The following is a 19,861-nucleotide window of genomic DNA, read 5'->3' as shown; positions in this document are numbered from 1 at the left end:
TTGGGTGAATTCGCGGGGTTCAGGCGGTGATGCTTCCGGCCGCCAGGCCGGCCCGCCAGTGGCGCTGCAGCAGGAGGAAGGCGGCCACGAGAGGGACGACCGAGACCAGCGCCCCGGTGACCACCAGGTGGTAGATGACGTTGCCCGAGGAGGGCGGGGTGGAGTTCCAGTCGACCAGGCCGAGCGTGACGGGATACAGGGCACGCTCGTTGAGCATCACCAGCGGCAGGAAGAAGTTGTTCCAGATGGCGACGAACTGGAACAGGAAGATGGTGACCAGGGCGGGCGCCATCAGCCGGGCGGAGATCGAGAAGAAGATGGAGTACTCCCCGACCCCGTCGACCCTGGCCGCGTCCATCACCTCGTTCGGGACGGACGATCCGGCGTAGATGCGGGCCAGGTAGACGCCGATCGGGCTGACGCAGCTGGGCAGGATCACCGCGAGCGGGTGGTTGTCCAGGCCGAGGTCCACCATGAGGAAGTACAGCGGCAGGGCCAGGGCGGTGCTGGGCACCAGGACGGCGCCGAGGATCAGCACCGACAGGGTGCGCGAGCCGCGGAAGGAGTACTTGGCCATGGTGTAGCCGGCCATGGCCGCCAGCAGGGTCGCCACCGTGGCGCCGGTCGCGGCGTAGAGGACGGTGTTGCCCATCCAGCGCCAGAACAGGCCGTGCTGGTAGGTGCCGAGCTGGGCGAGGTTGTCGAAGAGGGCGAACCGCTCGCCGAAGGCGAAGCCGATCGTGCTGAACAGGTCGTCGCTGCCCTTGGTGGCGTTGATCAGCACCCAGCCGAGCGGGAGCAGGAAGTACACGGTGGCGACCAGCAGGACGAGCTGCGTCAGGGGCGGGCCGAGGCGCTTCACAGGGCACCCCTTCGCTGGCCGGCGCGCAGGAACACGAACGAGAAGGCGAAGGTCGCCAGGGCCAGCACCACGGCGATGGCCGCGGCGTAGCCGGGCTGGGCATCGGTGAATGCCTTGGAGTAGGCGTACAGGTTGGGCGTGTAGTCGGCGGTGACGCTGCTGGACAGCGGCCGCAGCACGGCGGGCTCGTTGAACAGCTGGAACGCTCCGATCAGGGAGAAGACGAAGGCCAGGAACATCGCGGGCACCAGCATCGGCAGCTTGACCCGCAGCGCGAGGGCGAGCTCTCCGCAGCCGTCGAGCCGCGCCGCCTCGTAGACGCTGACCGGCACGGCCTGGAGCGCCGCGATCAGGATGATCATGTTGTATCCGGTCCACTGCCAGACCGCGACGTTGGCGATCGAGCCGAGCAGCGCGCCGCCTTCGAGCAGGTCGGGCGTGGCCAGGCCGAGGGAGCGCAGCACGCCGGCGATCGGGCTGAACTCCGGCTGGTAGAAGAAGCCCCAGACCAGGGTGGCCACGACGACCGGGATCGCGTACGGCAGGAAGATCGCCAGCCGGTGCAGGCGGCGCAGCCGTACGATGCCCGAGTCCAGCGCGAGCGCGAAACCGGCCGACAGCACGAGCATCAGCGGGATGGTCAGCAGGACGTAGCCCAGCACTCGCAACAGGCCGGAGTGAAAGCCCGGGTCGGTGAGGACCTCGGCGTAGTTGGCCAGGCCCACGAAGACGTCCCGCGGCTTGCCGAGCAGCCCGGACCGCTCGGTTCCGCGCAGGCTCTGGTGGACGGCGATTCCGACGGGGACGAGGAAGAACAGCGTGAACAGTGCGGCGAACGGCGCGACCATCACGTAGGGCACGGCTCGCGTCCCGATGCGCCGCGGCCTGCGGCGACGGGATGCGAGCGGGGGAGAGCTCGTACGGCGCGGCGTCGCCGTCACCTGGCTCATGGGTACTCCTTCATGGGGTGTCCCGTACGGCCGGCCGCCGGTTCACGGGCGGGTGCGCCGGGGTCCGGCCGTACGGAAGCCTGGGATGCGGTCGGCCGTTACCCGGCGACGGGGAAGCCCTGCTTGCGCATGTCCTCCACGGCACGGGCCTGGACCCGGTCGAGGGCGTCGGACAGGGTGCCCTGGCCGTTGACGGCCTTGCCGAACTCGTCCTTGAACATCGCGAAGACCGTGGTCATGTTCGGGCCCCAGGTGAAGTCCGGGTCGACGCCCTGCTGGGCGGCGAGGAAGACCTCCTGGGTCTTCTGCCCGCCGAAGAAGGCGTCCTCCTTGGTGAAGGCTGGGGAGCTCTGCCCGGAGACCAGGGCGGGGAAGATGCCGTTGGTGTCGATCGCCAGGTTCACCGCGTCGGGGTCGGTGTTGAGCCAGGTGATGAACTCGGCGGCCTGCTTGGCGTGCTTGGAGCCCTTGGGCACCGACAGGGCCGAGCCTCCCCAGTTGCCCGCCGCGCTCTGGCCGTCGGCCCACTGGGGCATCGGGGCGACCTTGAATGTGCCCTCGGCCTTCTTCATGGAGCCCTTGATGTAGGACTGCGCCCAGGACGGGGCGATCCAGGTGGCGATGGTGCCGTCGGTCAGGCCCTTGACCCACTCGGGGGAGAAGTCGGCGCCGTCGGCGACGGCCCCGGAGGTCAGCATGCGCTGCCACAGGTCGGCCACCTGCTTGGACCTGTCGTCGTTGAGGGTGACCTTCCAGGCCTCGCTCTCCGGCGTGTACCACTTGGCGCCGTTCTGCCACGTCAGACCTGCCCACTGGCCGGCCTGCTGGGGGGAGAAGACCGCCATCCTGACCTTGGGGTCGGCGCGGTGCAGCTTCTCGGCCGCCGCGGCGTACTCCTCCCAGGTCTTCGGCACCTCGATCTTGTGCTTGCTGAAGACGTCGGCGCGGTAGTACATGCCCATCGGCGCGATGTCCTGCGGGACGCCGTAGACCTTCTCCGCCTGGGTGGACTGCTGCCAGGCCCAGGCGGGGAACCTGCCGCCGAGGTCGGCGGGCACGTGGGCGGAGATGTCCTCCAGCGCGTCGGCGGCGATCATCGTGTTCATCATCTGGTACTCCACCAGTGCCACGTCGGGGGCGGTGCCGGCCTTGACCGCGGCCTGCAGCTTGGTGAAGTAGGTGTCCGACGGCAGGCTCTCGTACGTGACCTGGACGTCAGGGTGCGTCTGGTTCCACTTCTCGACCATCTTGGTCTGGTCGATGAAGTGCCAGTAGGTCAGTTCGACCTTCTCCGCCGGCGCCGGGGCCGCCGCGCTCTGACCGGTGCCGGGGGTCTCGGTGGCTCCGCCGCCACCACCGCAGGCAGCGACCAGCAGCAGGCCCGCCAGGCCGGCGGCCATGCCGAAGCGGGTAGCGATTCCGCTCATCTCCCAGCTCCTCTCGGGTAACTCACGCGACATGGTGTCGAAATTTTCGCGAGATTTTCGAGTACGGTAGCCCCGGGACGTAGGGCGGTCAATGGCCGTCGAGCAGGTCCGGGCGTCACGGATTGGTGACGGCGACGGTCGAAGCTGGTCAGGTAGGGATTGCGAAAGTTTCGAGATAGGCTCCCGTCGGACAGGGAAGGGGGGCGCGTGGCGAACGAACGCGTCAAGATCGCTGACATCGCGGAAGAGGCCGGGGTGTCGGTCGCGACGGTGTCGAAGGTGCTCAACGGGCGCTCGGACGTGTCGGCCGCGACCCGCTCGCGGGTGGAGTCCGCGCTGCGGCGGCACCGGTACGAACGCCGCCGATCGCGTCGTCACGGCGAGGTCGGCCTGATCGACCTGGTGGTCAACGAGCTCGACAGCGCATGGTCGACCGAGGTCATCAGGGGCGCGGAGGAGGTCTGCCACCAGGCGGGCGTCGGCATGGTGGTCTCCGCCGTGCACGGGCGCTCGTCCGCCACCCGGGAATGGCTGGACAACCTGGCGGCCCGCCGCTCCGACGGGGTCATCCTGGTGGTGTCCGAGCTGTCGCCCGCCCAGCGTGCCCGGCTCGACGCGCTGGGCGTGCCGTTCGTGGTCGTCGATCCCGTGGGGGAGGTGGACCCGGACGTCCCCGCCGTCGGCGCCACCAACTGGGCGGGCGGCCTCAGCGCCACCGAGCATCTCATCGGGCTCGGCCACACCCGCATCGCCCACCTGGGCGGACCCCGCGACCTGTTGTGCAGCCAGGCGCGTGCGGACGGCTACCGGGCGGCGATGGACCGGGCCAGGCTGACGGTGCCCGAGGGCTATCTGCGCCATGGCCGCTTCACGGACCGGTCGGGATACGAGGACGCCGCCGCGCTGCTCGACCTTGGGCAACCGCCCACCGCGATCTTCGCCGCCAGCGACCAGCAGGCGTTCGGCGTCTACGAGGCGCTGCGCGAGCGGTCGCTGCGCGTGCCGGCCGACGTCAGCGTGGTCGGCTTCGACGACGTCCCCGTCGCCCGATGGGTCAGCCCTCCGCTGACCACCGTGCGCCAGCCCATCGTGGAGATGGCCGCGACGGCGGCCCGCCTGCTCCTGCGGCTCATCGACGGTGATCCCGCCGACGTGCTCCGCGTGGAACTGGCCACTCGGCTGGTCGTCCGGGAGAGCACTGTCTCCTCGTGAAGAGCGAAACTTTCACGAAACATTGACTTGCGGGCGTCGCGAGCACACCATGGCGGCAGAGCTCCACACCTGCGGGCGGATCAGGTGGTGAGAGCCTTCCCCCATCGCGTGTATTGGAGCATCGCATGCGCATGTCCCGAGGGCTCGGCGTGATCGTCGCGGCAGCCGCCGTCGCCGCGTCGCTGGTGGTGGCGCGACCCGCCCCCGCGTCGCTGGTCGTGGCGCGACCCGCCCCCGCCGCGCCCAGCGCCCGCAACCTGCCCCCAGACGGGAAGGTCCTGGTCCTGATGGGCCAGGACAGCAGCACCCTGTCCGACTACAAGCGCGACGTCCTGGACCGGGGCCTGACACCCCGGCCCGGCGGCGTCACCCTCTACACCAATCTCGTCCTCGGCGGCGACCCGCCGCCGCTGGCCGGAATGGCCGCCCCCGCCGACTGGGGCGCCGGGCGCGTCGACTTCCCCACCACCCTCGCGCAATACCCCGACGGCGCCCTGGCCGTCGGCCTCTACCTGTCCGACACCTCCACCGGCTGCGGCAACCAGCCCCTGCGCGCCATCATCGACAACGGCGACGCCGACCTGACCCCGTCCCTGGTCGGGCAGTACCGGGCGAAGGTCGACGAGATGATCAACAGGTTCAAGAGCTACGGCCGCGACGTCTACCTGCGCATCGGCTACGAGTTCGACGGCCCGTGGAACTGCTACAACGCCGACTTCTACAAGCGGGCCTTCCGCTACGTCAAGGGCCGGATCGACGCGCTGGGCGCCGGCCGGGTCGCGACCGTCTGGCAGAGCGCGGCCTGGCCGCTCAACACCTCGCCCGACCACCCCGAGTGGAACTACGTCGTCACCGACCCGCAGCACCTGAACAGGTGGTATCCGGGCGACGACGTCGTGGACTGGGTCGGCCTGTCGTCCTTCTACAACGCCGCCTCCATCCCCACCCAGTGGGGCTGCAGGGCCGCCGACCTGCCCCCGGCGCAGGCCCAGAGCCGCATCCTGGACTTCGCCCGCACCCACGGCAAGCCCGCGATGATCGCCGAAGCCGCGCCGCAGGGCTACAGCACCGGAACCGGCACCCGCAGCTGCATCTTCACCAAGCAGCCCGCCGCCGCGAGCGCCGAGACGATCTGGAACCAGTGGTACGCGGGGTTCTTCTCCCTGATCGAGAGCAACAGGGACGTCATCCGCGCCGTCTCCTACATCAACACCGACTGGGAGAGCCAGCCGCTGTGGAGGTGCGCCGACGGGTCCCAGGCCGGCGGGCCTGGCTGCGCCAACGGCTACTGGGGGGACTCCCGTGTGCAGGCCGTCACGCTGATCCGCGACCGGTTCCTCGCCGAGCTTCGCAAGCCGATCTACGTCAACGGCGACGGTCCCGCGCCCTCTCCCAGCCCCAGCCCGACACCCACCGCCACCGCTTCGCCGACCGTCGCACCCGGGCCGTACACGCACGGCGCCGACCGCTCGGCCCTCTGGTTCAGGCCCGACGGCTTCACGGCGAGCTTCGTCACCGTGCGATACAGCCTCAACGGAGGTGGCGACCTCAACTACTTCCTGACGTGGAACGCCGCACGCGGCCGGTGGGAGCTGCCGGTGGCCTTGCGAGCCGGTGACCGGCTGACCCGCTCATACCACTACCAGCCGGCCACCCAGACCTACCAGGAATCGACGCCCACCTTCACCTCCACCATCGAGTAAGCCCTTTGGCCCTGTGACGCCGGCCGCCGCGATGGCATGCTGATCCGGTGAAGCAGGCCATCAGGTTCGCCTCCACCCCGGGGGGCCGCGTCGCCTACTCGGTCGTCGGCAGCGGCCCGCCCATCGTCTACCTCCTCGGCTGGGTGTCGCACCTGGGAATGTCCTGGGAGGTGCCCTCCCATCGCCGGTTCGTGGAGGCGCTGGCCCGCGAGCACACCGTCATCCGCTACGACAAGCTGGGCTGCGGCCTGTCCGACCGCCAGCGCGAGACCTTCACCCTGGAGTCGGAGCTCGAGACGCTCGGCGCGCTGATCGGCCATCTGGGCCTGAGGCGCTACACCCTCTTCGGCTCCTGCGAGGGCGGCCAGGTGGCGGCGGCGCACGCCGCCCGCCATCCCGAGGCCGTCGCGTCGCTGCTGGTGTACGGCAGTTGCGCCCGTGGAAGCGACCTCGCGCCCGATCCCGTCAAACGTTCGGTCCTGTCGCTGATCGAGGCCCACTGGGGCATGGGGTCGCGGGTCCTGGCCGACATCTGGTTCCCCGGCGCCGAGGCCGAGGTGACCGAGATGTTCGCCCGGTTGCAGCGGGCGGCGGCGACGGCGGAGAGCGCGGCGGCGCTGCTGGAGATGTTCTACCGCATCGAGGTCGACGACATCCTGCCGTCGATCCGCGTCCCCACGCTGGTGCTGCACCGGCGCGAGAGCCGGGCCGTCCGTTTCGAGCTGGGCCGTGAGGTGGCCTCGCTGATCCCGGACGCGCAGTTCGTCGCGCTGGAGGGCCGCATGCAGCCGATCTACTTCGAGGGTGAGGAGATCGCGGCGGCGACGATCCTGTCGTTCCTGCGGGAGCGCGTGTCCGGCCGGCGTCGGGTGGTCGCCGACGGCTCGCTCACCGAACGGCAGCGTCAGGTGGTGGACCTCATCGCCGAAGGGCTGACCAATGCCGAGATCGCCCAGATCCTGGGCGTTTCCGTGCGGACGGTCGACGCGCACGTCGAGCACGTGCGTCACAAGCTCGGCGTGCGCTCGCGCGCCCAGATGGCCGTGTGGGCGAGCCAGCAGCGCGTAGGTGGTTTGCGGGCGCAGGCCCCGATTCCCGCGTGGAACGCCCCGACGCCTAGGTAGAACATCCGATTCGCGCAGGCGGGGGCGGAATCTAGCGTCGTGGGGTGCTGAACCAGAACATCGTCATCGACCCCGCCTTCGAGGGTCCCCCCGCCTCCGCCCACGGCGGATACGCCTGCGGGCTGCTCGCGCCGTACCTGCCGCCGGACGCCGAGATCACGCTCAGGAAGCCGTTACGGCTCGGCGTCACGCTCCGGCTGAAGCGGAGCGACGGCGGCCTCCAGCTGCACGACGGGTTCGCCGTCGTCGCGGAGGCCGGCACGACCACCCTGGTGAACCGGGCGCCGGAGCCGCCGACGGTCGCCGAGGCGTCGGGCGCCGCCGCGGCCTTCCCCGGCCGCACGTCCAGCGGCTTCTCGCGCTGCGTGGTCTGCGGGACCGGCCGCACCGACGCCGACGCCTTCCGCGTCTTCCCCGGCCCGCTCCCTGGCAGAGACCTCATGGCAGCCGTCTGGCGCCCGAACGGCGGCGCCCTGGCCGGGGACACGATCAAGCCGGAGTACGCCTGGGCCGCACTCGACTGCCCGGCGGGCTGGGCGGCGATGTGGTTCGGCGCGCGGACCGAGGTCGCCGTCCTGGGCCGGATGGCGGCATGGGTGTCGGGGCCCCTGGCCGCCTACGACACCCACATCCTGGTCGGCTGGCTCGAGGGCGTGTCCGGCCGCAAACTCCACGCCGGCTCGGCCCTCTACTCGCCCTCCGGCACCCTGCAGGCCTTCTCCCGCCAGACCTGGATCACCCTCACGAAGGAACCGAGATGACAACCGTACGGCGGGGCGTCGCGCTGACGCCGATGGAGCTGCGGCGCGACGTGATCGTGCGCATGGCCGTGCTCGCGGACGATCTGGGCTACGAGGTCTTCTCGGTCGCCGAGGGCTGGGGCCTGGACTCGACCGTCCTGCTGGCCGAGATCGCGACCGTCACCCGGAGGATCAAGCTCGCGGCCGGGATCCTGTCGGTGTGGAGCCGCACCCCGGGAACGCTCGCGATGGCCGCCGCGACCCTGCACCAGCTCTCCGCCGGCCGCTTCGTGCTCGGCCTCGGCGCCAGCACCTCGCACCTGGTGGAGGGCTGGCACGGCCTGCCGTTCGCCCGCCCGGCGGACCGGCTGCGGCAGGTCACCGCCGGCGTGCGTTCCCTGCTCGCCGGGCAACGAGCCGTGCCTGCCGTACCGGGGGCCCGTCCGCTGCGGCTGGGACAGCCGCCCGTCACGGACCTGCCCATCTGGCTCGCCGCCAGCGGCGAGCGGACCATCCGGGTCGCCGCCGAGCTGGCCGACGGCTGGTACCCGCTCTACCTGCGGCGTGAGCGCTGCCACGAGCTGGCCGCCGAGATCAGGCGGCTGCGCGCCGACGCCGGACGGCCCCCGCTCACCGTGGCGGTGGGGCCTCTCACCGTCGTGGACCCCGACCCCGTCGCCGCCCGCACGATCGCCGCCGCCTGCACCGCGTTCTACCTCGCGGCCATGGGCGAGATCTACCCTCGCGTCGTCACGGCGCAGGGCCTGGGCGAGCAGGTCGACCTCGTCCGTGCCGCCAATCCGTCGGCCGGCCGCACGCTGGGTGTCGTGCCGGACGCGGCGCAGATCCTGCTGGACGAGTTCACGGCCTACGGCGACGCGGCGGACGTGCGCAAGCAGCTGAGGAGCTGGGACGACGTCGCCGACATCACCATGGTCGGCATCCCGCCGGGGATCGGCTGGCCGCAGATCGAGGCCACCCTGCGCGCCGCCGCTCCCGGGGCACCAGGCAGAAATACGGACTGACAGCGCGTATTGGTGCGCGGGGCTCGCCGCAAGATCGGTGTCTACTCATCGCCGGGGCTCGGGATACACACACAGAAGGAACACGATGAGAAACGCACTACGCACGCTCGTTCTGGGGGCACTGGTGGCGGCGCCGTTGCTGGCCGTGTCGGCTCCGGCGCACGCTCTGACCAACGTGACGTCGAGCGGCGGCCGGCTCTCCGTCAACTCCGCGAACGTCAGCGACAGCATCTCCGTCAGCCTCGAGAGCGGCTTCCTGGTGGTGAGGAACAACAAGGACACGCTGATCACCGGGGGCGTCTGCCAGCAGGTCGACCCCAACACGGTGCGGTGTCCGAGCGGGGGCGTCACCAACATCCAGGCCAACCTGCAGGGTGGCGACGACACCATGAGCAACAACACGTCGCTGCCCTCGCGGATCTTCATGGGCCCGGGGGTGGACACCTTCTTCGGCGGTCCCGGGAAGGACTTCGTGTCCGGGGATGACAACGACGACGTGCTGCACGGCCGGGGCGGCAACGACATCCTGGTCGGTAACGCCGGGTTCGACCAGGGCTTCGGTGGCGCGGACAACGACTTCTGCGACACCGAGACGCTGAGCTCCTGCGAGGACTCCTGACCGGTGAGGGCCACCCTGACAGCCGGGGTGGCCCTCGTCCTTCGTGGCTCAGCGCGGCGCCAGGATGGCGAAGGTCGCGCCGGCGGGGTCGGTGACGATGCTGCGGCGGCCGAGCGGGGTGTCGGCCGGTGGGGTGACGTCCACCGCGCCGAGCTCGCGGGCGTGGGCGGCGGTGGCGTCGCAGTCGGCGACCTGGAAGTAGGGCCGCCAGGTGGCTGGACCGTCGTGGGCGGTGACGTCGCCGACGTCGGTGCCGAGGTGGTGCCAGGTGGTGCGGCCGTCGGGGAGGCGGACCGTGGTCCACCCGAAGACGGCGGTGTAGAAGGCGTCGGCCAGGGCGGGGTCGGGACTGAGCAGTTCCAGGTGGCACAGGGCCGAGGGTTCGTTCATGGCGCCGGCGCCCTTGAGGTCGTAGGGCCTCCAGAGGGCGAAGTCGGCGCCCTGCGGGTCGACGCAGATGGCGATGCGCCCGAGGTTGGCGACGTCCGAGGGGGCCAGGACTTCGGCGCCGCCGTGCCGGGTGACGTTCTCGGTGGTCTGCCCGAGGTCGTCGCTGCGGAAGTACGCGCTCCAGGACGCGGTGGGGGAGTCGGAGAAGTCGAGCATGCCGCCGACCTCGGGCCCCTGGACGTCTCCGAGCGTGAAGATCTCGTAGTCGGAGAAGGAGGCCAGGGACAGCCGGTAGCCGCTCCATCCGAACAGGTCGCCGTAGAAGGCGCGGGCCGCCTTCGGGTCGGGGGTCGCGAGCTCCACCCAGGACGGCATCCCGGCCGGATAGTCCGTCATCCTCAGCACCGCGCCTCCTGAACCCGCCTGTTTGATCTTGTTTTCAGGCTAGGTTCCGGTGCTCCAGGAGAGGGGCATCGGGGAGGAAAGCTTGCGCTATGCCCCGGTCCGGCCCTGCGTCCGTCAGCCGAGCAGGAAGGCGCGGGCCTGCTCCGCGACCGGTTCTGGGGCCGTCCAGAAGGCCGAGTGATCCTGGTCGGCGAGCGTCAGCACGGTGACGTTCGGCAGGATCGCGGCCAGCGCACGGGCGCCGGCGCGGATGAAGTCCTCGCCGTTGGCGCCGACGGCCACCGCGATCGGCGCCTTGATCGACCAGCGGTCGGCGGGCAGCGGCCGACCGTCCTGGAGCCCGCGCACCTCCGTGACCAGGGCCCGCTGGTGTTCGACGTACCCGGCGGGCGCCGGGGACCTGGAGCCGTCGACGATGAACGGCGGCTCGTACAGGTAGAGACCCGTGACCCTGTCGCCCAGCGCGCTCGCCGCGTCCAAGGTCAGCCCGCAGCCGCCGGAACCGCTGGTCAGGGCCGCCGTGCCGCCCGCGACCTCGATGAGTGCGGCGATGTCCTCGATCTCGCGGGCCGGGTCGTAGGGCTGCGGGTCGCCGCTGGCCCCGCGGCCGCGCCGGTCGAAGCTGATCACGGTGAAGTCCTTGGACAACGCCTCGGCCACGCCCGCGACGCCGGTGTGGTCTTCGGCGACGTTGCTGATCACGATGACGGCCGGGCCGGACCCGGTCTTGCTGTACGCGATCGTGGTGCCGTCGGCGGAGGTGACGGTGGAAAGCTCGGACATGATCGTTTCTCCTTCGTTGATCGATGAGGCGTCCAGCAGGCCGCCGAGCCGGTCGAGGGCTTCGGCGTAGCCTTCGGCCATCTGCAGTTCGACGGCCCGCTGCAGCGCCTGGCCGTCGGGGAAGCGCGCCGCGACGGAGACCGCGCAGCCGCCGCCGGTGGAGGTGCCGGTGGAGGTGCCGGTGGAGGTGCCGGTGGAGGTGCCGGTGGAGGTGCCGGTGGAGGTGAAGGTCACCGAGGTCGGGAAGGCGCCCGTGTCGTCGGGCTGCCAGGCCTCATCGGCGAACACGTCGTCGTAGGCGAGCTCGCGGCGCTCGACGACGGTGGTGTAGGTGGCGATGCTGCGCACCGGGGCGGCCGAGCCGTCCACGGGCGCGATCTCGAAGCGTCGGCGTCCTCCCGGCCGCACGTCCATCTCGTGCACGGTCGCGGCCCACCCCTGCGGCCCACCCCTGCGGCCCACCCCTGCGGCCCACCCCTGCGGCCCACCCCTGCGGGCCTCACCAGCGGGTGACCGCCACGGCGTCCGTCCACGCCCACCACACCCGCTCGACCTCGGCCGCGTAGGTGCGGCTGATGTGGAGGGTGTTGGTCGACGTGTCGACCACGATCCCGTCTGCGGGGTTCGGGGACATGCTCAAGCTCCTTGCTGATCGGCGTTGTCGTCGAGAAAGGCGCCGAGGCGGTCCATCCGCCCCGACCACAGTGCGGCGAATCCCTGGACCCAGTCGCTCAGCTCACGCATCGCGCCCGGGTGCAGCCGGTAGATCCGCTGCTGGGCCCGCTTGGTGACCTCGACGACGCCCGCCTCGGACAGCAGCCGCAGATGCCGGGACACCTGTGGCTGGCCCAGAGCCAGCGCCTCGACGATGTCACCCACGGAACGCGGGCCGTCCTTGAGCAACTCGACGATCCGGAACCTGTTGGGCTCCGAGATCGCCGTCAATCGCAGTTGCACGTTGTTGACCACTCCTCGAACATACACGAATCTATATATATGCGCAAATGTATACACGAGGCGTGTGATCGGCGCTACAGTGGCGGCATGATCGACCTCGGAACGGACTGGCGAATGCTCGACGGCGTCGCGACGGCCTGGTTCGACGCGCCCTCGCTGGTCGAGGGCGCCGCGCTGGCCGGACACCTCGTGGAGCTGTCGGACGGCATCGTGGCCGACCTGCGCGCCACGGGCGTCCGGGTGCGCCTCGACCCGGACGACCACCAGCACGCCGAGGCGGTGTCGGCAGCCGCCAAGGCCCTGGGGCTGACCGCGGATCCGGCCGTCCTGCAGCATCTGAGCATCGTGGTCGAGTCCGCGGACCCTTCCGGGGTGAGGCGGTTCTGGCAGCAGGCGCTCGACTACGCCCCCGGGCAGGACGGCGAGCTGGCCGACCCGCACAGGAGATACCCCGCGCTGCGGATCCGGCACTCGGCCGAGCCCCGGCCGCTGCGCGACCGCGTCCACCTCGACGTGGTCCGGCCGGCGCACGCGGTCGAGCAGGCGGGCCTCGGCCAGGCGTCGGGACCGTACGGAGTCCGTCACGCCGACCCCGACGGCAACGAGGTCGACCTGGTGCCTGGCGACGCGCTCGGCGAGGGGAGCGAGACCGCCGACTGGCAGGCGGTGTTCGGCGCGATGGCGTGCTACCGCACCACCTCGCCCGAGCAGCGGCGTGACCTGGCCGCCGCGGCGGCGGCGCTGGCCCACGACGCGGGCTTCCCGCTGCTGATCGACCTGCGCCCGGGGCTCGTGATCCTCGACAGCGGCAAGGACCGGTGGGAGAAGGACGCCCACGGCCTCGACCTCGACTTCACCGAGCTCGCGGGGCGCCTCCAGGCCGCCGCGCGCGACCTCGGGGCTGCCGCGGATCCGGGGCTGTCGCGCTTCGTCCAGCTCTTCCTCGACGCCGCCGACGTCCCCGCGATCCGCGCGTTCTGGGTCGCGGCACTCGGATACACCCCCGACCGGCGGGACTGGAACAGCGACATCCACGACCCGCGCTGGCTCAACCCGGTGCTGGTGTTCCAAGAGCTCGACGTCACGGAGACGGAGCGGCGCAGTCAGCGCAACCGCATCCACGTCGAGCTCGCGGTGCCGTCGGATCTCGCCCAAGAGCGCCTGGCCGCGATCGTCGCGGCCGGTGGCAGCCTCCTCGACGAGTCGGAGGGCCGCCGGCGGGTCGCCGACCCGGAAGGCAACGAAGTGGTGATCGTCAGCGGAGCCTGAGCTCCACGCCTACGACCCGAGCTCGTCGCTGAGCAGCCGGCGCAGCAGCGCCTCGTCGCCGGTGTCGAGCTCGCTCACGAACCGCCGCAGCACGGTGGCGTGGTCGTCCTCCGCCTTGAGCAGCGCGCTCATGCGCTGCGCGACCAGTCCGGCGGCGTCCACGAGGGCCCCGTAACGATACGAGCGCCCCTCCCGCCGCCGCGTGACCGCCTCCTTCTTGTACAGGCGGATGAGCGTCGTGACCACAGCGCTGTAGGACAGCCCGCCCGACGGATCGATCCGGTCGCGGACCTGGCGGGGCGTGAGCGAACGACCCGCGTCGCGCAGGGCGGTGAGGATCGCCGCCTCCAGCTCGCCGGGCCGGCGGCGGTCGGCACGGCCCTCCGGGTCGATGTTCATCACCGACACCCTATCGAGGCATCGCGAATCTCGTGGCAGGCTGAAGGCCACGTCACAGCCAAGGAGAGGCCGATGTTCGATCACTTCGTGTGGTCGGTGGTGGTGAGCCCGCCGCTGATCGTGATAGCGGCCTATCTCGTCGCCGGCAGGCTCGCGCCCGCGCGTGCCGCCCGGGTGCTGGCCTGGTCCGCCGCGGTCGTGGCGGCGGCGAGCATGGCGAATCTGACGGTGTTCGCCCTCAAGGCCGTGGCCGAGGTCCCGGCGGTGGCCGGGGCGCTGGGCTGGTCGTCGGCGGTGGTTCAGGCGGACACGGCACAGGTTCCGTGGGTGTCGTGGGGCTCGCTGGTGCTGGTGGTCGCCGCCGCCGCCTCGATGGGCCGGACCCACCGCCGTCACCGCCGTGACCTGCGGGCGGCGCAGGAGTTCTCGCGCCCGGACGACGGGGTGCTGCTCGTCGAGGACGACGCCGTGACCGCCTTCGCGGTGCCGGGCGCGTCGCGTGACCCCGGCTGGGTGGTCGTCACCACGGGCATGCGCGAGGCGCTGACCCCGCGGCAGTACGAAGCGCTCCTGGCGCACGAACGAGCCCATCTCGCCGGGGCTCACCACCGGCTGGTACGGCTGGCCGAGCTGGCCGGCGCCGCCCATCCCGCGCTGCGGTGGGTAAGCCGCCAGGTCGGTTTCATGGTGGAGCGCGCCGCGGACGAGGAGGCGGCGGCGCGGGTGGGCGACCGCCGGCTGGTGGCGCGGGCCGTCGGCCAGGCGGCGCTGGCCTCCACCCGGTCGGGCGGGGCCTCCCCTGTGCTGCACGTCGCCGGGCAGGCCAGGCCGGGCGCGGTCCCGAGGCGGGTGTCGGCGTTGTTGCGGCCCGCCCGCCGTACGCACCCGATGGCGGCCGTGGTCCCGGTGGTGGTGGCGGTGGCGACCGTCGTGTGGACCGGCGAGGCGATCTGGGACCTGCTGGAGCTGCTCTGGCTGGCCGCCTCGGGGAGGTGAGGGGCCACCTAGGTAGTTAGGTGAGCCTATGTTAACTTCTACAGCATGTAGCGGAGCCTGCCGGGCTCTCCTCCGACCCTCAGGAGCATGCTGTGCTCGCCAGCTACCTCATCGGCCTGCGTGAAGGACTGGAGGCGACCCTGGTCGTCTCGGTCCTGGTCGCCTTCCTGGTCAAGAGCGACCGCAAGGACAAACTGCCGCTGGTGTGGACCGGCGTGCTCGCGGCCGTGGCCCTGTCGGTCGCCTTCGGCGCGATCCTCACCTTCACCGCCGCGCGGCTCGGATTCCAGCAGCGGGAGCTGTTCGAGGCGATCACCTCGCTGCTCGCCGTCGTGTTCGTCACCTGGATGATCTTCTGGATGCGGCGGGCGGCCCGCGCTCTCTCCGCCGACCTGCGCGGCAAGCTCTCCGAGGCGCTGGAGCTGGGCTCCATGGCGGTCGTCGTCATGGCCTTCCTGGCCGTCGCGCGCGAAGGGCTGGAGACGGCGCTGCTCTTCTTCGCCTCCGCCCAGGGCGCGACCGCCTCGGCCCAGCCGCTGATCGGCATCACGCTGGGCCTGCTCACCTCGATCGTGCTCGGCTACGGCCTCTACAGGTCCGCCGTGCGCGTCAACCTGACCAGGTTCTTCACCTGGACCGGCCTGCTGCTCATCCTCGTGGCCGCCGGGATCTTCAAGTACGGCGTGCACGACCTGCAGGAGGCGGGCGTCCTGCCCGGGCTCAACACCCACGCCTTCGACATCAGCGCCGTCCTGCCCGCCGACTCGTGGTACGGCGCGCTCCTGGGCGGAATAGCCAACATCACCCCGCAGCCCAGCGTCCTGGAGATGGTCGCCTGGGCCGCCTACCTGGTCCCCACCCTCTTCTTCTTCCTGCGTCCCTCGCGCACGCAGCTCACCCCCGCGCCCGCGGCCTGAACAGGAGCATCATGTCCGCCGTCATCCGTCTCTTCGCCGGTGCCCTGGCCCCGGCCCTGATGCTGGCCGCCCTCGCCGCCTGCTCGGCCGAGACCCCCGCCGCGGGCCCCGGCGCGGCCCAACCCGGCCAGGCCAAGCCCGGCAAGGTCGAGGTCGCCGCCAGCGACACCGAGTGCAAGGTGGCCGTCTCCGAGGTGGCCGCCGGCACCAGCACGTTCGCCATCACCAACGGCGGCAGCAAGGTCACCGAGTTCTACGTCTACGCGCCAGGCGACCGGGTGATGGCCGAGGTAGAGAACATCGTGCCGGGCCTGACCCGTGAGCTGATCGCCGAGCTGCCCGCGGGCAGCTACGAGACGGCCTGCAAGCCGGGCATGGTGGGCAAGGGCATCCGCAACCCGCTGAAGGTCACCGGCGAGCACAAGCCGCTCAACGCCGACGCCAAGCTCGCCGAGGCCACGGCCAGCTACAAGCGGTACGTCAAGAGCCAGAGCGACACGCTGCTGGTCAAGACCCAGGAGTTCGTCGACGCGGTCAAGGCGGGCGAGATCGACAAGGCCAAGGAGCTCTTCCCGGTCTCGCGCACCTACTGGGAGCGCATCGAGCCGGTCGCGGAGATCTTCGGCGACCTCGACCCGGCCATCGACGCCCGCGAGGCCGACCTGGCCGAGGGCGAGGAGTGGACCGGCTTCCACAAGATCGAGAAGGACCTCTGGATCACCAAGGACATCAGCGAGGACGGCCCGATCGCCGACAAGCTCATCGCCGACGTCAAGACCATCGTGGAGAAGGCCAACACCACCGAGCTGACCCCGCTCAACCTGGCCAACGGCGCCAAGGAACTGCTCGACGAGGTCGCCACCGGCAAGATCACCGGCGAGGAGGACATCTGGTCGCACACCGACCTGTGGGACTTCGCCGCCAACCTGGCCGGCTCCAAGGCCGCGGTGCAGTCGCTGCGCCCGGTGCTGGAGGAGCGTGCTCCCGACCTGGTCAAGACCCTCGACGAGCGGTTCGCCGCCGCCGAGGCGGAGCTCGGCAAGCACCAGAAGGGCGACGGCTGGCGCCTGCACAACGAGCTGTCCAAGGAGGAGCTGAAGAGCCTGTCCGACGTGATCAACGCCCTCGCCGAGCCGATCAGCTCGATCGCGCCGATCGTCGCGAAGTAGGCGCCATGAGCATCAGCCGGCGCACGATGTTCGGCCTCGGCGCCGCCGGGGCCGCGGCGGTGGGAGCGGGGGCGATCGCCGCCCGATCGCTCCTCGAGGAGCCAACCGCGGCGCACGCCTCCTCCACCTCCGACCCGTTCCCCTTCTACGGCGAGCACCAGTCGGGCATCGTCACGCCCGCCCAGGACCGCCTGCACTTCGTCGCCTTCGACGTCACCACCTCCCGGCGCGAGGAGCTCGTCGACCTGCTGCAGGAGTGGACGGCCGCCGCAGCCCGCCTCACCCAGGGCCAGGAGGCCGGGGCGTTCGGCGCCGTCGGCGGACCCGCCGAGGGCGCGCCCGACGACACCGGCGAGGCGCTCGGCCTGCCCGCCTCGGGGCTGACCCTCACCGTCGGCTTCGGCGCCTCGCTGTTCGACGACCGTTTCGGGCTGGCCGGCCGCCTCCCGGCCGCGCTGGCCCCGCTGCCGAAGTTCCCCGGCGAGCAGCTGATCCCCGAGATCTCCGGCGGCGACATCTGCGTGCAGGCGTGCGCGCACGACCCGCAGGTGGCCGTGCACGCCATCAGGAACCTGGCGCGCATCGGGTTCGGCCGGGTGTCGGTGCGCTGGTCCCAGCTCGGCTTCGGCCGTACGTCGTCGACCTCGCGCGCCCAGGTGACCCCGCGCAACCTGATGGGGTTCAAGGACGGCACCAACAACATGAAGCTGGAGGACGCGGCGCTGGTGCGCGAGCAGCTCTGGGCCGCCGCGGCCGACGGGCCGGCCTGGATGGCGGGCGGCAGCTACCTGGTGACCAGGAAGATCCGCATGACGATCGAGACCTGGGACCGCACCTCGCTTCGCGAGCAGGAGGACATCTTCGGCCGCGACAAGGGCGAGGGCGCCCCGGTGGGCAGGGCGCGGGAGTTCGACCCGGTCGACCTGGCCGCGATGAAGCCGGACGCCCACGTCCGGCTGGCGCACCCCTCCCAGCACGGCGACGCGCACCTGCTCAGGCGCGGCTACAACTTCGTCGACGGCTCCGACGGGCTGGGGCGCCTGGACGCCGGGTTGTTCTTCATCGCCTACCAGCGCGACCCGCGCAAGCAGTTCGTGCCGGTCCAGATGAGCCTGGCCAGGACCGACCCGCTCAACGAGTACATCAAGCACGTCTCCAGCGGGCTGTTCGCCTGCCCGCCCGGCGTGCGCGACGCGGGCGACTTCTGGGGCCGCGAACTGTTCGCGGGCGCCGGCTAGCAGGAGCGGTCGCCGCGGCGGCAGTTCTTCGCCGCCAGCGGCGGCTTCTCGGCGATCCTCGGGTGCCTGTGGCGCTTCTTCTTCGCGGGGCGAGGCTTCGGGGGAGGATCGGCCTTGATCAGGAACGTGGCCGTCGACGGGTTCGAGGAGACCTCGGTCCCGGTGTCGGTGCGCCTGCCGGACGACAGGGCCGTGTTGACCACGCGTCCCCGGCGCACGTCGGCCTGGGTCAGGCGGTGCCGGCCGGTGCACGTGACGCTGGCGCCGGGCGCGAGGACGACGTCGGGGCAGGTCAGTGCCGAGACGAGCGGGTCGCTGACGGACAGCGTGCGCAGCGGCTGGTCGCCGGTGTTGGTGAGGACGAATCGGTAGTGCAGCACCTCGCCCACGGCGTTGGGCGCCGGGCGGGTGGGATCGATCGACTTGCGCAGGGACAGCTCGGCCATGGGCCGGAACGAGCGCACGACGACGTTGCGGATGAGGTGCACGTCGGTGAACAGGCCGGTCGAGGCGGCGAACCCGAAGGAGTAGGTCGTGGGGACCGGCCCCGGCGCGTCGAAGGCGAGCACCTGCTGCATGCCCTGGCCGTCGTGGAAGTCGATGTCCACGGTCACCCGGGCGGCGGGGCCGGGGGAGACGCGCACCCGCACGGTGCGCTTGCTCGGCTCCAGGAGCGTCTGGGCCTGCTGGGCGGTGACGTTGGGCGGGAGCGTCTGCAGCGGGCCGACCAGCGACCCGGGCAGGGTCGAGGGCCAGGGGCCGGTGGTCGTGGTGTTGGAGGTGGTCGCGGCCAGCCAGCAGTAGCCGGTGGTGCCGTTGCCCGGCCCCCGGACGGTGACCATGTTCTCGCCGGGGGCGGGGATGTAGAAGCCGGTCCCCGACGGTGAACCCGTCGCGCAGCCGTCGCCGCGGCGTTCCCAGTCGCCGAAGTAGTTGCCCAGCGCGTCGAGGCCGATGCCGAGGTAGCCGTTGTCCACCCCCGGCACGAACGGGCGGGAGGGGTCGTTGTCGGGGAGCTTCTGCGCGTAGCCCAGGCTGCCGCCGAACGCGCCCGGCGCGCTCAGGCCGGCGCTGCCGTCGGTGAGGAAGAAGGAGATCCCGTCGGCGTGCTGCATGCCCGGCCGGATCGGCGACGGGGTGGTGCTGCCGTACTGCCACTGCTCGAAGGTCACGTCCAGGCCGTCGGCGGAGGGCAGCGGAGCGTCGAACAGCGCCGCGCCCGCGCGGTCGTTGCCGGCGTCGGTCAGCTGCAGATAGCCGTACGGCGCGCCGCCCTGGGGCGGCACCGGCCCGACGGAGGTGCTGGGGCACCCGACGAGCGGGTGATCCAGCGCTCCCAGCGCGGTGACCGCGGGCGCGCCGGTGAGGCAGGCGGAGCCGTACCCCTGGAACCTGGCGTCCGCCGTCGCGCCCGTGAAGCGTTCGCTGACCAGCGTCGTCGCCGCCCGCGCGGACGGCACCGCCCCCGCGGCGCAGGCCAGGACGCACGCCGCCCCCGCCGCCATCACCTTGATGATCACGGCGGGTCCCTACCCGGACGATCCGGCGATCAGGGGCAAGGGAAGGTACGGAAAGCCCCATGTCCGCATGGGCAAGATCCGCGACCGGACCTGCCCGGTTACAGGGCGTCCCATTGCCTTCCGGCGGGGACGCCAGGGGGAGGGGGGCGACAGGGG

At 71.4% G+C, this 19,861-nt stretch carries 20 protein-coding genes; 11 read left to right on the top strand and 9 right to left on the bottom strand.

The genetic code is table 11. The features are described from left to right. Window positions 1-19 precede the first annotated feature (19 nt). From ACIBH1_RS37175 to ACIBH1_RS37165, 3 genes are all read right to left on the bottom strand, one after another. Window positions 20-862 (bottom strand): carbohydrate ABC transporter permease, encoded by an 843-nt coding sequence (locus ACIBH1_RS37175; protein ID WP_397318725.1) that lies wholly within the window; start codon window positions 860-862, stop codon window positions 20-22. Beyond that, window positions 859-1,812, bottom strand: a complete 954-nt coding sequence (locus ACIBH1_RS37170; RefSeq protein ID WP_397318724.1) for a carbohydrate ABC transporter permease — start codon at window positions 1,810-1,812, stop codon at window positions 859-861. The genes ACIBH1_RS37175 and ACIBH1_RS37170 overlap by 4 nt, the downstream gene beginning before the upstream one ends. 98 nt (window positions 1,813-1,910) lie before the next feature. Further along, on the bottom strand, window positions 1,911-3,239 hold the full coding sequence (locus tag ACIBH1_RS37165) for an ABC transporter substrate-binding protein (protein ID WP_397318723.1): 1,329 nt from the start codon (window positions 3,237-3,239) through the stop codon (window positions 1,911-1,913). Window positions 3,240-3,446: 207 nt separating this feature from the next. Between ACIBH1_RS37165 and ACIBH1_RS37160 the strand changes: the two genes are divergently transcribed. The 6 genes from ACIBH1_RS37160 (at window position 3,447) to ACIBH1_RS37135 (ending at window position 9,662) form a co-directional block, all read left to right on the top strand. Continuing rightward, a complete protein-coding gene (locus tag ACIBH1_RS37160) occupies window positions 3,447-4,451 on the top strand; it encodes a LacI family DNA-binding transcriptional regulator (protein WP_397318722.1) in 1,005 nt (334 codons plus the stop codon). A 125-nt stretch (window positions 4,452-4,576) separates the two neighbouring features. Then, window positions 4,577-6,154 carry a hypothetical protein gene (locus ACIBH1_RS37155; protein ID WP_397318721.1) on the top strand — a complete coding sequence of 526 codons (1,578 nt, stop codon included), beginning with the start codon at window positions 4,577-4,579 and terminating at the stop codon, window positions 6,152-6,154. Window positions 6,155-6,201: 47 nt separating this feature from the next. After that, entirely contained in the window at window positions 6,202-7,278 is a 1,077-nt protein-coding gene (locus ACIBH1_RS37150; RefSeq protein WP_397318720.1) for an alpha/beta fold hydrolase, read from the top strand. 44 nt (window positions 7,279-7,322) lie between these two features. Next, window positions 7,323-8,039 carry a hypothetical protein gene (locus ACIBH1_RS37145; RefSeq protein ID WP_397318719.1) on the top strand — a complete coding sequence of 239 codons (717 nt, stop codon included), beginning with the start codon at window positions 7,323-7,325 and terminating at the stop codon, window positions 8,037-8,039. Further along, the gene (locus ACIBH1_RS37140; protein WP_397318718.1) at window positions 8,036-9,043 is read left to right on the top strand and encodes an LLM class flavin-dependent oxidoreductase; all 1,008 of its coding nucleotides are present in this window, start codon (window positions 8,036-8,038) and stop codon (window positions 9,041-9,043) included. The genes ACIBH1_RS37145 and ACIBH1_RS37140 overlap by 4 nt, the downstream gene beginning before the upstream one ends. A gap of 85 nt (window positions 9,044-9,128) precedes the next feature. Beyond that, on the top strand, window positions 9,129-9,662 hold the full coding sequence (locus ACIBH1_RS37135) for a calcium-binding protein (RefSeq protein ID WP_397318717.1): 534 nt from the start codon (window positions 9,129-9,131) through the stop codon (window positions 9,660-9,662). A gap of 48 nt (window positions 9,663-9,710) precedes the next feature. Here the strand turns inward: ACIBH1_RS37135 and ACIBH1_RS37130 are convergent, their stop codons facing one another. From ACIBH1_RS37130 to ACIBH1_RS37115, 4 genes are all read right to left on the bottom strand, one after another. Next, window positions 9,711-10,448, bottom strand: coding sequence for a VOC family protein (locus ACIBH1_RS37130; RefSeq protein ID WP_397318843.1), 738 nt, complete (start codon window positions 10,446-10,448; stop codon window positions 9,711-9,713). Between the two features lie 123 nt (window positions 10,449-10,571). Then, window positions 10,572-11,663, bottom strand: a complete 1,092-nt coding sequence (locus ACIBH1_RS37125) for an SRPBCC domain-containing protein (protein ID WP_397318716.1) — start codon at window positions 11,661-11,663, stop codon at window positions 10,572-10,574. 76 nt (window positions 11,664-11,739) lie between these two features. Continuing rightward, window positions 11,740-11,874, bottom strand: a complete 135-nt coding sequence (locus ACIBH1_RS37120) for an SRPBCC domain-containing protein (RefSeq protein WP_397318715.1) — start codon at window positions 11,872-11,874, stop codon at window positions 11,740-11,742. A 2-nt stretch (window positions 11,875-11,876) separates the two neighbouring features. Continuing rightward, window positions 11,877-12,197: an ArsR/SmtB family transcription factor gene (locus ACIBH1_RS37115; protein ID WP_397318714.1), complete on the bottom strand. Its 321-nt coding sequence runs from the start codon at window positions 12,195-12,197 to the stop codon at window positions 11,877-11,879. An 87-nt stretch (window positions 12,198-12,284) separates the two neighbouring features. On the opposite strand from ACIBH1_RS37115, the gene ACIBH1_RS37110 reads away from it, so the two are divergent. Then, complete coding sequence (locus ACIBH1_RS37110; RefSeq protein ID WP_397318712.1) at window positions 12,285-13,466, top strand: VOC family protein; 1,182 nt, start codon at window positions 12,285-12,287, stop codon at window positions 13,464-13,466. A gap of 9 nt (window positions 13,467-13,475) precedes the next feature. Here ACIBH1_RS37110 and ACIBH1_RS37105 read toward each other — a convergent pair whose 3' ends face one another. Further along, window positions 13,476-13,865: a BlaI/MecI/CopY family transcriptional regulator gene (locus ACIBH1_RS37105; protein WP_397318711.1), complete on the bottom strand. Its 390-nt coding sequence runs from the start codon at window positions 13,863-13,865 to the stop codon at window positions 13,476-13,478. A gap of 72 nt (window positions 13,866-13,937) precedes the next feature. Between ACIBH1_RS37105 and ACIBH1_RS37100 the strand changes: the two genes are divergently transcribed. The 4 genes from ACIBH1_RS37100 to efeB all read left to right on the top strand — a co-directional run bounded on the left by ACIBH1_RS37100 (window position 13,938) and on the right by efeB (window position 18,185). Further along, window positions 13,938-14,861, top strand: a complete 924-nt coding sequence (locus tag ACIBH1_RS37100; protein WP_397318710.1) for a M48 family metalloprotease — start codon at window positions 13,938-13,940, stop codon at window positions 14,859-14,861. Between the two features lie 92 nt (window positions 14,862-14,953). Further along, window positions 14,954-15,778, top strand: a complete 825-nt coding sequence (gene efeU, locus ACIBH1_RS37095) for an iron uptake transporter permease EfeU (protein ID WP_397318709.1) — start codon at window positions 14,954-14,956, stop codon at window positions 15,776-15,778. An 11-nt stretch (window positions 15,779-15,789) separates the two neighbouring features. Continuing rightward, entirely contained in the window at window positions 15,790-16,947 is a 1,158-nt protein-coding gene (efeO, locus tag ACIBH1_RS37090; RefSeq protein WP_397318708.1) for an iron uptake system protein EfeO, read from the top strand. Window positions 16,948-16,952: 5 nt separating this feature from the next. After that, a complete protein-coding gene (gene efeB / locus ACIBH1_RS37085) occupies window positions 16,953-18,185 on the top strand; it encodes an iron uptake transporter deferrochelatase/peroxidase subunit (RefSeq protein ID WP_397318707.1) in 1,233 nt (410 codons plus the stop codon). On the opposite strand, the gene ACIBH1_RS37080 is transcribed toward efeB, so the two are convergent. Beyond that, complete coding sequence (locus tag ACIBH1_RS37080) at window positions 18,182-19,705, bottom strand: hypothetical protein (RefSeq protein ID WP_397318706.1); 1,524 nt, start codon at window positions 19,703-19,705, stop codon at window positions 18,182-18,184. The two genes, efeB and ACIBH1_RS37080, sit on opposite strands and share 4 nt — an antisense overlap. Window positions 19,706-19,861: the final 156 nt, after the last annotated feature.

It is taken from the genome of Nonomuraea sp. NPDC050663 (assembly GCF_044456985.1).
Taxonomy (GTDB): domain Bacteria; phylum Actinomycetota; class Actinomycetes; order Streptosporangiales; family Streptosporangiaceae; genus Nonomuraea.
The sequence above is the reverse complement of the archived record's forward strand: the minus strand, read 5'-3'. Positions and strand labels throughout refer to the sequence as shown.

Coding starts and splice junctions, on each gene's coding strand:
- ACIBH1_RS37135 (WP_397318717.1), top strand. CDS start 9,129: ATGAGAAACGCACTACGCACGCTCGTTCTGGGGGCACTGGTGGCGGCG.
- ACIBH1_RS37100 (WP_397318710.1), top strand. CDS start 13,938: ATGTTCGATCACTTCGTGTGGTCGGTGGTGGTGAGCCCGCCGCTGATC.
- ACIBH1_RS37130 (WP_397318843.1), bottom strand. CDS start 10,448: ATGACGGACTATCCGGCCGGGATGCCGTCCTGGGTGGAGCTCGCGACC.
- ACIBH1_RS37165 (WP_397318723.1), bottom strand. CDS start 3,239: ATGAGCGGAATCGCTACCCGCTTCGGCATGGCCGCCGGCCTGGCGGGC.
- efeB (WP_397318707.1), top strand. CDS start 16,953: ATGAGCATCAGCCGGCGCACGATGTTCGGCCTCGGCGCCGCCGGGGCC.
- ACIBH1_RS37105 (WP_397318711.1), bottom strand. CDS start 13,865: ATGAACATCGACCCGGAGGGCCGTGCCGACCGCCGCCGGCCCGGCGAG.
- ACIBH1_RS37170 (WP_397318724.1), bottom strand. CDS start 1,812: ATGAGCCAGGTGACGGCGACGCCGCGCCGTACGAGCTCTCCCCCGCTC.
- ACIBH1_RS37120 (WP_397318715.1), bottom strand. CDS start 11,874: ATGTCCCCGAACCCCGCAGACGGGATCGTGGTCGACACGTCGACCAAC.
- ACIBH1_RS37155 (WP_397318721.1), top strand. CDS start 4,577: ATGCGCATGTCCCGAGGGCTCGGCGTGATCGTCGCGGCAGCCGCCGTC.
- ACIBH1_RS37140 (WP_397318718.1), top strand. CDS start 8,036: ATGACAACCGTACGGCGGGGCGTCGCGCTGACGCCGATGGAGCTGCGG.
- efeO (WP_397318708.1), top strand. CDS start 15,790: ATGTCCGCCGTCATCCGTCTCTTCGCCGGTGCCCTGGCCCCGGCCCTG.
- ACIBH1_RS37110 (WP_397318712.1), top strand. CDS start 12,285: ATGATCGACCTCGGAACGGACTGGCGAATGCTCGACGGCGTCGCGACG.